The organism is Pseudomonas monachiensis, from assembly GCF_047345015.1.
Lineage (GTDB): Bacteria > Pseudomonadota > Gammaproteobacteria > Pseudomonadales > Pseudomonadaceae > Aquipseudomonas > Aquipseudomonas monachiensis.
Genome location: NZ_CP178857.1, coordinates 1,279,303 through 1,292,821, shown reverse-complemented (window position 1 = coordinate 1,292,821; position 13,519 = coordinate 1,279,303). Strand labels below are relative to the sequence as shown.

The 13,519-nt window shown below is 61.6% G+C and carries 12 protein-coding genes; 5 read left to right on the top strand and 7 right to left on the bottom strand.

What is annotated here, in order from left to right; genetic code table 11:
* Positions 1–37 precede the first annotated feature (37 nt).
* A complete protein-coding gene (locus tag ACMDB8_RS05700; protein WP_046041267.1) occupies positions 38–946 on the bottom strand; it encodes a LysR family transcriptional regulator in 909 nt (302 codons plus the stop codon).
* Between the two features lie 105 nt (positions 947–1,051).
* Between ACMDB8_RS05700 and ACMDB8_RS05695 the strand changes: the two genes are divergently transcribed.
* The 3 genes from ACMDB8_RS05695 (at position 1,052) to ACMDB8_RS05685 (ending at position 4,194) form a co-directional block, all read left to right on the top strand.
* Positions 1,052–1,648 (top strand): short chain dehydrogenase, encoded by a 597-nt coding sequence (locus ACMDB8_RS05695; RefSeq protein WP_056720829.1) that lies wholly within the window; start codon positions 1,052–1,054, stop codon positions 1,646–1,648.
* Positions 1,649–1,816: 168 nt separating this feature from the next.
* Positions 1,817–2,485, top strand: a complete 669-nt coding sequence (locus tag ACMDB8_RS05690; protein ID WP_056720830.1) for a COG3650 family protein — start codon at positions 1,817–1,819, stop codon at positions 2,483–2,485.
* Positions 2,486–2,580: 95 nt separating this feature from the next.
* Positions 2,581–4,194, top strand: a complete 1,614-nt coding sequence (locus ACMDB8_RS05685; protein ID WP_056720832.1) for an NAD(P)/FAD-dependent oxidoreductase — start codon at positions 2,581–2,583, stop codon at positions 4,192–4,194.
* A 95-nt stretch (positions 4,195–4,289) separates the two neighbouring features.
* Here the strand turns inward: ACMDB8_RS05685 and ACMDB8_RS05680 are convergent, their stop codons facing one another.
* Entirely contained in the window at positions 4,290–5,387 is a 1,098-nt protein-coding gene (locus ACMDB8_RS05680) for a PLP-dependent cysteine synthase family protein (RefSeq protein ID WP_177336453.1), read from the bottom strand.
* Positions 5,388–5,634: 247 nt separating this feature from the next.
* Between ACMDB8_RS05680 and nhaA the strand changes: the two genes are divergently transcribed.
* Positions 5,635–6,822 (top strand): Na+/H+ antiporter NhaA, encoded by a 1,188-nt coding sequence (gene nhaA / locus ACMDB8_RS05675; RefSeq protein ID WP_056720836.1) that lies wholly within the window; start codon positions 5,635–5,637, stop codon positions 6,820–6,822.
* 104 nt (positions 6,823–6,926) lie between these two features.
* Here nhaA and ACMDB8_RS05670 read toward each other — a convergent pair whose 3' ends face one another.
* Positions 6,927–7,391 (bottom strand): glycine zipper 2TM domain-containing protein, encoded by a 465-nt coding sequence (locus ACMDB8_RS05670; RefSeq protein ID WP_056720838.1) that lies wholly within the window; start codon positions 7,389–7,391, stop codon positions 6,927–6,929.
* A 165-nt stretch (positions 7,392–7,556) separates the two neighbouring features.
* Between ACMDB8_RS05670 and ACMDB8_RS05665 the strand changes: the two genes are divergently transcribed.
* Entirely contained in the window at positions 7,557–7,793 is a 237-nt protein-coding gene (locus ACMDB8_RS05665; protein ID WP_056720840.1) for a hypothetical protein, read from the top strand.
* A 5-nt stretch (positions 7,794–7,798) separates the two neighbouring features.
* On the opposite strand, the gene pdxH is transcribed toward ACMDB8_RS05665, so the two are convergent.
* The 4 genes from pdxH to ACMDB8_RS05645 all read right to left on the bottom strand — a co-directional run bounded on the left by pdxH (position 7,799) and on the right by ACMDB8_RS05645 (position 13,449).
* A complete protein-coding gene (gene pdxH / locus ACMDB8_RS05660; RefSeq protein WP_056720842.1) occupies positions 7,799–8,446 on the bottom strand; it encodes a pyridoxamine 5'-phosphate oxidase in 648 nt (215 codons plus the stop codon).
* A 24-nt stretch (positions 8,447–8,470) separates the two neighbouring features.
* Positions 8,471–9,478 carry an OmpA family protein gene (locus tag ACMDB8_RS05655; RefSeq protein ID WP_056720843.1) on the bottom strand — a complete coding sequence of 336 codons (1,008 nt, stop codon included), beginning with the start codon at positions 9,476–9,478 and terminating at the stop codon, positions 8,471–8,473.
* Positions 9,479–9,591: 113 nt separating this feature from the next.
* Complete coding sequence (locus ACMDB8_RS05650) at positions 9,592–10,737, bottom strand: serine hydrolase domain-containing protein (RefSeq protein ID WP_223541662.1); 1,146 nt, start codon at positions 10,735–10,737, stop codon at positions 9,592–9,594.
* A 219-nt stretch (positions 10,738–10,956) separates the two neighbouring features.
* Positions 10,957–13,449, bottom strand: coding sequence for a beta-galactosidase (locus ACMDB8_RS05645; RefSeq protein ID WP_223541663.1), 2,493 nt, complete (start codon positions 13,447–13,449; stop codon positions 10,957–10,959).
* Positions 13,450–13,519 lie beyond the last annotated feature (70 nt).

The window sequence follows — 13,519 nt, the reverse complement described above, 5'->3', positions numbered from 1 at the left end:
CAGCCTTCGGCGGCTCCTACAGGGTCCGTGTGATGGTTCAAAGCCGATCCAGCACCTCCCCACTGCGCTTGAACCACCCGATCAGATAATCCGCCAGCACCTGCGTGCGCTTGGGCAATCCGCCCTGATACGGATGCACCAGGTACATCGGCATGCTGCGGGTCTGATAATCGCGCAGGAGCCATCGCAAACGCCCGTCGGCCAGTTCCGTTGGCAAACAGTAGGACGGCAAGCGCGCAATACCGGCGCCGACCAGTGCGGCTTTCTTCAACAGGTTGTAGTGGTTGCTGGCGAACGGCCCCGACACCCGCACCCGCAATAACTCGTGCTGCTGGTGATACAGCCATTCTTCGCGACCGCTGTAATGGCTGTTGAGCAGGCAGCGATGTTCGGCCAGCGCCTGGGGGGTTTGCGGTTCACCGTATTGTTCCAGATAGGCCGGGCTGGCACAGGTCAGTTCTTGCCACGCCAGCAGTGGACGCGCCACCAGTCGCTGGTCAATGGCCACGTCGGAACGAATCGCCAGATCGAAGCCGTCGCGGGACAGTTCTCGGTAACTGTTGTTGAGCTCCAACTCGATCTGTACCTGGGGATACTTGGCAGAGAACTCCAGCAACAGGCCATCGAAGAAGGTTTCCCCGAGCGACACCGGTACCGTCATCCGCACCGGGCCGGCCATGTCGTCCTTCAGACGCGCCAGGGCCTGGCGGGCCCGCTCGACTTGCACCACCAGCGCCTGGGCCTGGGGCAACAACGCAGCACCGGCGGCGGTCAGGCTCAAGCGGCGGGTGGTGCGTTGCAACAACACCACGGAAAACTGCGCTTCCAACTGGCTGATGCGCTTGGACAGCTGGCCTTTGCTGCAACCGAGCTGCTGCGCCGCCAGGGTAAAACTCCCCGCTTCGATCAATACCGCGAACGCCGCCAAGTCATCCATCTCGCTCATGGATTGTTTCCATTTGAAAACCAAAGGTTGCCTATTAGTGCGCTTATCCGGAGAAAAAACCACCCTAAACTGAAACCTCGTTCAACCCACACGAGGATCCCCCCCATGAAAATTCTTTTGATCGGCGCAAATGGCACCATCGGTTCGGCCGTCGACAGGGAACTGTCGCAACGTCACGAAATCATCCGCATCGGTCGCACCAGCGGCGACTTTCAAGTGGACATCAGTGACAGCGCCTCGATTCGCAAACTGTTCGAGCAGACCGGCAAATTCGATGCACTGGTGTGTGCCGCCGGCAACGTGACCTTCGCACCGCTCAACGAGATGACAGAAGAAAGCTTTGCCCTGGGCCTGAAAGACAAGCTCATGGGCCAGGTCAATCTGCTGCTGATTGGCCGCGAGTTCGCCAATGACGGTGCCTCGTTCACCTTCACCACCGGCGTGCTCAGCCACGATCCGATCTACAGCGGTGCCTCGGCAGCACTGGTCAACGGTGCGCTGGACAGCTTCGTCCGCGCCGCCGCCATCGAACTGCCCCGCGGCCTGCGTGTGAATTCGATCAGCCCGAATGTCCTGGTCGAAGCCATGGGCAAATACGCGCCGTATTTTCGTGGCTTCAAGCCGGTTCCTGCGGCGGATGTGGCTTTGGCCTACGCCAAAAGCGTGGAAGGCCTGCAAACAGGTCAGACCTTTCACATCTGAAAAGCAAAAGATCGCAGGCTGCGCCAGCTCCTACAGAGGCGTGCGCGTATTCCGTAGGAGCTGCCGAAGGCTGCGATCCTTCCGCGCCAATACAAAGTGGAGACGATAACGGGTTGTGATGAACGGTCAGGCTGAGTAACGTGGCGGCACTTGTCAGGAGACCCCAAGATGCGTGTTGCCCGTTCCTTAGTCCTCGTTGCCCTGCTTCCGCTGTTCGCCGCTTGCCAGTTGTTCGAGGGTGAGCGGCAGAACGCCTCCCATGTCGGCCAGACACGCATGCAAGGCCAGTTGACCGCGGCGGACGGCAAACTGCTGTTCCAGCCGTGCAACCAGACAAACCGCTACGTGGTCAACGACACGGGCGGTACCAGCGTCCTGCAGCAGGCCGCAAACCTGGCGGACAAGCAGGGCAAGCTGTTTGCCGACGTGCGCGGGCGGGTTGTGGCCGGCAGCGGTGGTGACGGCCAGCTCGATCTGGAGCAGTTGTACCGCGTCGAGCGCTCGGGCAACGCGTGCGACGATCCGAATTTCAAGCTGCTGATCCTGCGCGCCGCCGGCCACACCCCGCAGTGGAGCGTGAAAGTCAGCGGCAAAGGCATGGTCCTCGACCGGGCCGGCCAGCCGCCGCTGGCCGTGCCTTACGTCGAGGAGCAACTGGGCGATGGCCGTTTCAACCTCAGTACCGAAGCCAACAACCAGCACATCGAACTGTGGGTTGCACCGCAACGTTGCGTCGACAGCAGTACCGGCAGCATCCAGCACATGAGCGCCGAACTGCGCATCGACGGTCAGGTGCAGCGCGGCTGCGGGTATTTCGGCGGATCGCGCGACGACTGATCGTTTAAGCCTCACGGGCCTGCGCCTTTGAGGCTTATAATCGCGGGCTTCAAACGCCCTGGCGCAGTTGTGCGCCCCGCGAACCGGATCCCGCCATGTTACGAATCACCGAACTCAAGTTGCCGATCGACCATCCCGAAGAAGACCTGCGCCCTGCCATCGTGCAGCGCTTAGGGCTTGCCAGCGATGACCTGCTCGATTTCACCTTGTTCAAGCGCAGCTACGATGCGCGCAAAAAGTCCTCCGAACTGTGCTTCATCTACACCATCGACCTTGAAGTTCGCGATGAGGCGGCGGTACTGCACAAGTTTGCCGATGACCGTAACGTCAGCGTGGCGCCGGATGTCAGCTACAAAGAAGTCGGCCAGGCACCAGCCGACCTGAGCGCGCGGCCGATCGTTGTCGGCTTCGGCCCGTGCGGGATTTTCGCCGGGTTGTTGCTCGCACAAATGGGCTTCAAGCCGATCATCCTCGAGCGCGGCACCGAAGTACGCCAGCGCACCAAGGACACCTGGGGCCTGTGGCGCAAAAGCGTGCTCAACCCGGAATCCAACGTGCAGTTCGGTGAAGGCGGCGCGGGGACGTTCTCCGACGGCAAGCTCTACAGCCAGATCAAGGACCCGAAATTCCTCGGCCGTAAAGTCCTGCACGAATTCGTCAAGGCCGGTGCCCCGGAAGAAATCCTCTACGTCAGCAAGCCGCACATCGGTACGTTCCGCCTGACTGGCGTTGTGGAAAACATGCGTGAGCAGATTCGCGCCCTGGGCGGCGAAGTGCGCTTCCAGCAGCGTGTCACCGATGTGTTGATCGAAGACGGCCAACTGGTCGGCGTCGAACTCAATGGCGGTGAGCAGATCCACTCCAGACACGTGATCCTCGCCCTCGGCCACAGCGCCCGCGACACCTTCCGCATGCTCCACGGCCGTGGCGTGTTCATGGAAGCCAAGCCGTTCTCGGTGGGTTTCCGCATCGAGCACCCCCAGTCGTTGATCGACCGTGCGCGCCTGGGCAAGTACGCCGGCCACCCGAAACTGGGCGCCGCCGACTACAAACTGGTGCACCACGCCAAGAACGGCCGTTCGGTCTACAGCTTCTGCATGTGCCCGGGCGGCACCGTGGTGGCGGCGACGTCCGAGCCGAACCGCGTGGTCACCAACGGCATGAGCCAGTACTCGCGTAACGAGCGCAATGCCAACTCCGGTATCGTCGTCGGCATCACCCCGGAAGTCGATTATCCGGGCGGCCCGCTGGCCGGTATCGAGTTGCAGGAACGCCTGGAATCCCACGCATTCGTGCTCGGCGGCAGCAACTACGAAGCCCCGGCGCAACTGGTCGGCGATTTTATCGCGGGCAAACCGTCCACCGAACTGGGCAGCGTCGAGCCGTCCTACAAGCCGGGCGTAGCCCTGGGTGATCTGGCGCTGGCGCTGCCGGCATTCGCCATCGAAGCGATTCGCGAAGCCTTGCCGGCGTTCGAGAAGCAGATTCGTGGTTACTCGCTGCACGACGCAGTGCTGACCGGCATCGAGACCCGCACTTCCTCGCCGTTGCGCATTACCCGTAACGAGTCGTTGCAGAGCCTGAACGTGAAGGGCTTGTTCCCGGCCGGTGAAGGCGCCGGTTATGCGGGCGGGATTCTGTCGGCGGGTGTTGACGGGATTCGCATTGCCGAGGCTGTGGCTCGGGATATCCTTGGCCTGGAGGCTTAAGGTTTAAAGTAAAAGATCGCAGCCTTCGGCAGCTCCTACAGGATTTACACCATCTCCTGTAGGAGCTGCCGAAGGCTGCGATCTTTTCATTTGTGTCAGATATTGGCGCGCAGCACGCTCGCCGGCAACGGCTCCCCCCGCTCCACCGTCGCCGCCACAACAGCCACCAAACCGCTCAACTCATACCCCTGAGCCTTGAGCCAGTCCTGATCGTAATAGGTCGTGGCGTAGCGCTCGCCGCTGTCACACAGAATCGCCACCATCGAGCCCGTCTCCCCCGCTGCGTTCATGTGCTGGGCGGCCATCAGTGCGCCGATCAGGTTGGTCCCGCTCGACCCACCCACATGCCGTCCCAGACGCTCCGCCAGGTAGTGCATGGCCGCAAGTGACAAGGCATCCGGCACCTTGACCATCGCGTCGATCACCTTGGGCAGAAACGACGCTTCCACGCGTGGCCGGCCGATGCCTTCGATACGCGAGCCGTGGTCCAGTCGCAGGCTGGCATCGCCGGTCTGGTAGTAATCGAAGAACACCGAACGCTCGGCATCGGCACACAGTACGCGGGTGCCATACTGGCGATAACGCACATATCGGCCCAGGGTGGCCGTGGTGCCGCCGGTTCCGGGGCTGGAAATCAACCAGCTCGGCTCGGGATGCTGCTCGAAACGCATCTGCTGAAAGATCGACTCGGCAATGTTGTTGTTCGCCCGCCAGTCGGTGGCGCGCTCGGCGTAGGTGAACTGGTCGATGAAGTGTCCATCATGTTCTCGAGCCAGACGCTCGGACTCCGCATAGATCCGGGTCGGATCGTCCACCAGGTGGCTTTGACCACCGTAGAAGGCGATCTGCGCGATCTTTTCCTTGGACGTGGTCGCCGGCATCACCGCAATGAACGGCAAGCCCAGCATACGCGCGAAGTACGCTTCGGAAATCGCCGTGGAACCGCTGGAAGCTTCAATGACCGGCGCACCGGGCTTGAGCCAGCCGTTACACAGCGCATACAGGAACAGCGAACGGGCCAGGCGATGCTTGAGGCTACCCGTGGGGTGGCTGGACTCATCCTTGAAGTACAACTCGATGCCTGGAAAACCCGGCAGCGGCAAGGGGATCAAGTGGGTGTCGGCGCTGCGCTGGAAATCGGCTTCGATGATCCGGATCGCTTCGCGGGACCACTGTCGGTTGTCGCTCATGATGGTTTTCTCGTTGTATCGGGCAGGAGTCGGCCTTTTGAAAAGGCTCATCCAACAAGCTTAGGAAAAAACCCGCGTCCGGCACAGGTACAGCTGAAATCCAATACGCCCGGCAACTGCTAGGCTCAGGTCGATGCTGAGGGATCAGTCTGTAACGACATATAACAAAAAAGAATATAACTTTTGTTTTAACAACTAACAGTACTTGTTAGGGTGTAACACCTTTTGAATTCACAGATGGAGAGCGACCTTGCCTCTGCGTAGCACTTTCACGCGTTTCTTTCAGTTGGAAGCTGCCAGCGGTCTGTTACTGATCGCCGCTGCCGTTCTGGCTCTGATTATCAACAACTCGCCGCTGTCGTGGCTGTACAACGGCCTGCTGGACACTCCCGTGGTGGCCCAGATCGGCGCGCTGAAAATCGCCAAACCGGCGTTGCTCTGGATCAACGACGGCCTGATGGCGCTGTTCTTCCTGCTGATCGGCCTGGAAGTGAAGCGCGAAGTCCTCGACGGCCAGTTGTCCAAACCGTCGCAAATCGTCCTGCCCGGTGCCGCCGCCATTGGTGGCATGGTGGTGCCGGCGCTGATCTACTGGTACCTCAATCGCGACACGCCAGCGGCCCTCAACGGCTGGGCAATCCCGACCGCCACCGACATCGCCTTCGCCCTTGGCGTGCTGGCGCTGCTGGGCAAACGGGTTCCGGTATCGCTGAAACTGTTCCTGATGACCCTGGCGATCATCGACGACCTCGGCGCGATCATCATCATTGCGATTTTCTACTCCGGCGCGCTGTCGACCCTGTCCCTGGCGCTGGCCGCGACCTGTATTGCGGCGCTGATCGGGATGAACCGGCTCGGCGTGGTCAAGCTCGGGCCGTACATGATCATTGGCTTGATCCTCTGGGTCTGCGTGCTCAAGAGCGGTGTCCACGCCACGCTGGCCGGCGTGACCCTGGCCTTCTGCATTCCGCTGCGCACGAAAAATGCCGAGCCTTCGCCATTGCTGGCCCTGGAACACGCCCTGCATCCGTGGGTGGCCTACGGCATCCTGCCACTGTTCGCCTTTGCCAATGCCGGCCTGTCCCTGAGCGGTGTCACCGTTGAAAGCTTCACTCACCACGTCCCCATGGGCATCGCCATCGGGTTGCTGTTGGGTAAGACCGTCGGCGTCTTCGGCCTGACCTGGCTGGCGGTGAAAACCGGTATCGCCGCCCTGCCCCAAGGCGCCAATTGGGGTCAGATACTGGGCGTGGCGATTCTCTGTGGCATTGGTTTCACGATGAGCCTCTTTGTCGGCTCGCTGGCCTTCGAGCCGGGCGTGAGTGATTTCGCCGGGATGGACCGCATGGGGATCTTGACCGGTTCGATTCTGGCGGCGCTGATCGGTTATGTGGTGACGGCGATGGCGAGCCGCAAGAACAGTGCGCTGGCCTCCTGATAAACCGCAATAAACCCTGGCGCCAATCAAGACTCGCCTGAGCCGCAAAACAAAAAACCCGATCAGTCACCTGATCGGGTTTTTTGTTTATCCAGTGTTTGCGTTTAGTGCGAAACGCGGCTGGTGCCATTCACACTTGCGATGCGCACACGCTCGCCAACACGGAACACTTCGTTCGGCTGAACTTCCTGTACGTAGGCGCGCATGCTGCCATCGTCTTCGCGCACGGTGATTTCCACACCCTGGGTGCGGGTCAGGCCTTCTTCCGCGGCCGAACCGATCAGGCCGCCGGCGACTGCGCCAATGACCGCCGCAACAATACTGCCCTTGCCGCCACCGATGGAGCTGCCGCCAACGCCACCGACCACTGCGCCTGCAGCGCCGCCGATCGGGGTCTTGGTGCCTTCGATTTTCACCGGGCGCAATGCTTCGATGGTGCCCATGCGAACGGTCTGCACCCGACGCGCCTCGTCACGGGAGTAGGAGTCACCGGTCAGGCTCGATTGGCAACCAGTGAGCAACATCGCCATCGTGGAAAAGGAAGCAACCAGCAGGACAGACTTACGCATAGCATCAACTCCAAAGAAACAGTTGTTCATTAAACTCCGCGGCTTGACGCCTGTCACGGCATCGCCCGGGTAAAATTGTTTTGATTCAGGCTCCGTTAAGGCGCCTCCACGAACTCACACAGTAGCGGCAAACTCTGAAAACTGCCCCACTGGCCAAGGATTTCAATGGACTACTTTATCATCGTCGTCACGACTGTTGCCGGTTTGTACTTCCATTGGTGGCTGTACGTGCGGATCAAACGCTGGATGGACCGCGACCTGGCGCTAGCGCTGGCGGGCAAGGACGAGCAGAAAAAAGCCTTCATGCTCGAACGACTGGCGAGTGCCCGGGCGCAGAAGATCAAGCGTCGAGACCTGCCGAAGTGGCTGGAGGCCGCTGCGGCAGGCTATCCCGATCGGTAGACTGCTCAGGGTGCCAGACGTTCAAGAATCCAGTCGGCGCCCTGCTGGCGGTAATTGAGGCGGTCGTGCAGGCGGCTTGGGCGGCCCTGCCAGAATTCGATGCGTTCCGGCAGCAGGCGATAACCGCCCCAGTGTTCCGGGCAATGGGGCTGGGTGTCGCTGAAACGTTGCTCGGTATTCTTGAGCAGCGCTTCGAGTTCGCCACGACCGGCGATCACCCGGCTCTGCGGTGACGCCCAGGCCCCCAGGCGACTGCCCAGCGGACGGACCTGATAATAGGCGTCGGACTCCTCAGGCGTCACCTTCACCACCCGTCCTTCGATACGCACCTGGCGCTCCAGCGCCGGCCAGAAGAACGTCATGGCCGCGAACGGATTCGCGGCCAGATGCTGGCCCTTGGCGCTTTCGTAGTTGGTGAAAAAGGTGAAGCCCTGCTCGTCCAGGCCCTTGAGCAACAGAATGCGACAGTGCGGTCGACCGTCCTGGTCAACGGTGGCCAGGGTCATGGCGTTGGCTTCCACCGGTGCCTGCTCGGTTTTCACCGCGTCGGCGAACCACTGGTGGAACAGTGCGAACGGCTCGGCCGGGGCTTGTGCCTCGGTCAGGCCATCACGGGTGTAGTCACGACGCATATCAGCCAGGCCCTGGGTCATGGCGCATTCCTTTTGGTTAACGAATCACTGCTTTGCAGTATCAGTGGCGACGACTTTCTTGTCAGCCGTGGAGGCTTTGGCTGGTGTGGTCTTTTTTGCCGGCGTTGCGGTTTTCGCCGGTGCTTTCTTGGCCGACGCTTTTTTCGCGGGCGCTTTTTTCGTCGCTGGAACAGCAGCCTTTTTAGTCGCAGGGGCCGGTGTCACAGGTTTTGCGACCGGCTTGGCGTCCGCGGCAGCGACCATGGTCACAGGTGCCGGAGCCGGCATATTGTACTTGCTCAGCAGCGCGACCATGGTGTTTTGCGGGGTCACCAGCAGTTCCACGCGACGGTTCAACGCACGCCCTTGCACGCTGTCATTGGCGGCACGCGGCGCGTCACCGCCCAGGCCACGCAGCATCAGGCGATCACGCTGCAAACCACTGAGACGGAAAATCGCCGCAACGGACTGGGCACGCTCCTGGCTCAGCTTGACGTTGGCCGGCGCCGCGCCGGACGTATCGCTGTGGCCGAGGATCAACACAGCGGTCTTTGGATCGGCTTCAAGGATCTTGGCAACGCGGGTGAACGGACCGAGTGTGACCGGCAGCAGCATGGCCGGACGATCCGGGTTGAACGAGCCTTCGACCGGCGCAGTCACCACCAGCACGTTTTCGCGGCGCTCGAGTTGCATGTTGCTGCCCTTGACCGCCTCGCGCAGTCGCGGTTCGTAGTCGTCAAGCCAGGCCTGGGTGACTTTCGGGTCAGGCATCGGCACAACTTTGGCTGTACTCTGCTCGCTACCGCCGAACGGCCACCACCACTTGCTACCGCTATCGGTTTCAGCCTTGGCCGCCGCAACGGGTTTGACTGCGGGCTTCACCTCCGGCTTGGCCACGGGCTTGCCGGCGCTGTCGTCGGAACCGAACGGCCAGTACCAGTGGCTGCCGCTTTCAGTCTTGGCGACAGGTGCCGTCGCGTCTTTCTGTGGAGTCTGTGCGCAACCGGTAATAGCGAAGCACAGGGCCAAAGCGAGGGTTTTATTGGATGACATTGGATATCCACAAAAATGAAGTCAAAAAAATCAGGCCACATTGGCCGGTAGAAGCAGACGGTTTGAAACTGAAAAGGTTATCGGGTTCCAGCCCTGGAACCCGATAGCCGCTTTTACAGACAAGTGGCCAGAACCCGCACCAGCTTTTGCGCGCGCGGGTCCATCAAGACGTACGGCCCCAGGGTATTTGTCACAAATCCGAAAGCCACATCGTGCTCCGGATCGGCAAAACCGATGGAGCCGCCGGCACCCGGATGACCAAACGCCCGCGGGCCAAGGCCGAAAGTGGCATTGGCAACATCCGGTTGATCAAGCATGCAACCCAGGCCGAAACGGGTCCGGGTCAGTAAAGTCTTGTCCTCGCCGAGGCTGTGCTCGCGAGTCAATTCATCGAGCATTTCGCTTTCCAGCAGGCTGCCGTCCAGCAGGCCGGCGTAGAATCCGGCCAGGCTGCGGGCATTGCCATGACCATTGGCGGCCGGCTGTTGCATGCGTCGCCACTCGGGTTTGTTGGTGCTGGTCATAATCGACGGCGGGTTAGTGAACGCCCGGGTCGTCATGGCCGTTGGCTCACGCATGGTCACTTGCAGCAGGCGCTGGGCCGCGGCATCGCCGACATTGCCCTTGCCCCGCGCAATGTGGGCCACGCGATGGAACTCTTCGTCGGCCAGGCCCACATGGAAGTCCAGGCCCAACGGTTTGGCGACCCGCGCGACGATGGATTCACCCGGCCCGCGACTGTCGGCACGGCGCAGCAATTCGCCGATCAGCCAGCCATAGGTGATCGCCGCGTAACCGTGGCCTTCGCCCGGCGTCCACCACGGCGTTTCGGCGGCCAGGGCGTCGACCATGGTTTGCCAGTCGTAAAGGGCTTCGGGGGCCAACAACTCGCGCAATGCCGGTAGACCGGCCTGATGGCAGAGCAGTTGACGCAGGGTGACGGACGCTTTGCCCGCTGCGGCGAATTCAGGCCAGTAGCGCGCAACCGGGGCATCCAGTTGCAGCTTGCCTTCGGCCACCAGCTGCAGCGCGGTGACGGCGGTAAAGGTCTTGGTGCAGGAGAACAGGTTGGCGATGGTGTCGCTATGCCAGGCCTCGGCCCCGTCCTTGTCGGCAGTGCCGGCCCACAGATCGACAACGGTTTCGCCACCGACCTGGATGCACAACGCGGCGCCACGCTCCTGGGGATCGTCGAACAGCGCCGCGAACGCCTCTCGCACCGCTTCGAACTTAAGCTCGTAATGACCCTGAATCTGCACCCGCAACTCCCCGGATTAACGCTCTACAAAGTGGTCGGCATTGTTCCAGCCCTTGAGGGTTTTGGGAACAGGGTTGGGCCGGGCGGTCGCCCTGCCATCAACTTGAAATGCAGTGGTGATGCCAATGACGCCTTCGCGAGCAGGCTCGCTCCCACAGGAGAATGCATTCCAAAGTGAGAGCGAGCCTGCTCGCGAAGAACGATGACACGGTTTCAGCGATTAATGGCCTTTGCCGGAGTGCCCACCCGCGCCTTTCCCCGGCCCCTTGCCGGCCTCGGCCTTGCGGCCGCCCTCGGCGTCGTGGCTGGCTTTGTCGGCGGCGGTTGCAGCCTTCTCGGCCTCTTTGCCCAGTTGCTCGACTGTCGCCAGGTTGCTCTTGCGAACACTGTCGACAAAACCCTGGAACGGTAGATCAGTGATGCCCACCAACCCGAAGTGACCGTTTTCACCGTCAAGCAGGCGTCCGGTTACAGGTTGATCGAGGTACTGGAACCAATGCACGCCGACAATCGACGGCTCGCTCAATGCCTGCTTGAGGAAGTTGGCGTACGCCGGACCGCGGTCTTCCTCCTTCGCCAACGGCGTAACGCCGCCCCAGAACGGGCCACGATCGGCCGAACCGAAATTGAACTCGGTGATCAGCACCGGTTTGTCGAGACTGCGCAGCTTGGCGAAGTCGTAACCATCCTGGGGTTGCAGGGTGTACATGTTGAAACTCAACACGTCGCAGTACTGGGCGCAGGACTCCACGGCTTCCGGTGTGCTGATCGCGAAGCGGCCGCCGAGCAGCAACTGGTTCGGCGCGTGCCACTTGAGTGAGTCGGAGATGGTCTTGAAGTAAGTGTCGGCAAAGACCTTCTGGAAGTATTTGAAGTCGGCTTCGATTTCCGGGTGCTCGGCGCTCGGGAGCGGCGGTACGAACCCCGGATCCTCCATCAGTTCCCAGGCTGGCAGCTCAATGCCCCAGGCCTTCGACAGGCCCGCCTGATTGCGGTACTTGTCACGCAGTTGCTTGAGGAATGCGCGCTTGGCCGGCACGTCGGTGGTCATTTTCAAGGTGCCGTAGGCCAGGGCATAACGGGCTTTCGGGTCATCGCCTGGACCGGCCCAGGCCAGTTCGTTGTCGGCGTAGTAACCGATCAGCCAAGGATCGTCACGATGGTCGCGGGCAGCAATCGCCACTGCACGCTCGGTGGCCATGGCGAAACGCGGGTCGAACGGGTCGGGCATGCCGCCCCACCAGTCGGTGCCGGTGCTGATGCTGGCGTAGTCGCCGACGATCGACAGCGGCAAGGTGTACGGCACGCGATCAGCGTCGCCCAGTACGGGTACGCTCCAGTTGCCGATGGTGTTGAAGCCCCAGGCCTGCAAGCGATCAAGGGTGTGACTGGCCCAGCGCTGCTCGTCGAACAGCGCCTTGCACGGTTCGGCAGGTTTTTGCTCGGTGGCATCCGCCACCGTGGCTTCAGTCTTGGCCGCTTCGGCGATGCCAGACTCGGCGGTTGCAGGAACAACGGGTTGTTCCGCCGCCTTGGTCGCTGTCGCTTCAATCGCATCGGCTTTGGCCGCCGCGGCGACACCGGCCTTGGTATCGCTACCCTCCGCGCACGGATCGCCATACAGGCGCTGCAGGTTGGCACCGTAGAAGTCGTACCAGCGACCGGCATTGTAGCCACGCCCTTGATCGGCACCATTGCCGCCACGGTTGTCACCTTCGCCATAGTGGCTGGCGAGTGCGTCATCTGCTTTGGGCAGGGATTCGAACATCCATTCACGACCGGCAACGTAGGTCGGGTTGACGTCTGCAGCGACGGTGTTAACCCCGAGCGAATAAAACGGATGGCCCTGCGGTGTCACCAGATACCAGCGTCCGTCGCGCTTTTCGGTGCGGAAAAAGCCACTGGCCTTGAAGGACGGGCCTTTGGTCAATCCACCGAACTTGTCCAGGGAGGACTTTTCGCGCTCGGCCAGCCAGGTTTTCAGTTGTTGCTGCTCCTTGCTGGCGGCGCTTTTCAGTTGTTCGTCGCTGCTGACTTTTTCCGGCCATCTGGCCCGGGTCGACTGACCGTAAGCATCCACCAAACCGCCATAAACGGCCTGGGTGACCGACCCGCCGTCCTGCACACCAAAGCGTTCCAGCAGGATGCTTTGCGCGGCTTTGGGCTGGTCCATCGACAGGCTCACCGACACCACCTGGCTGCGATCCAGCTCACCGGCGCTGCTGGCCAGCAACACTCGCTGCCCCTCAACGGTCATCGGCATAGGCGGGCCAGCCTTCATGCCCAGGCTCAGCGGTGATGTCGCTTGCAAAGGCACCAACAGGGTTTGCGCAGGCCCCGCCGGCAGATCGACGCGACTGACCAGTGTCTTGCCGTCGTTGCTCTGGATGGTCACGTACAGGGTCAAGGCCCAGTCCATCGCGCTCTGGATCCGCAGGCTCATGACGCCCGACTGCGACCAGTCCCAGGCGCCGGTTTGCGGGGTCAGGCGCAACGTCGGCCGGGCGACCGGGTTGAACGTCACCCGGCGCAGCACTTCGCCTTCGGGGGTTTGCTCGGCGTTGGATTGCGGCAGGCTGGCGTCCTGAGTCGCCACCTGGACCACGTCGGCGGGGCGCACGAAGTTGAACAGCGTCTGCTGGCCGGCGGGGGCGGCCAACAGCGGTGTTGCGAACATCAGGGCAAAAACAGCAGGCAACGAACGGCAAATCATGAGAACGAAATTCTCCCTAACGACCTTCAATGGGCCAGTGGAAAAGCGATGGCAGAGAGATAGACAACGC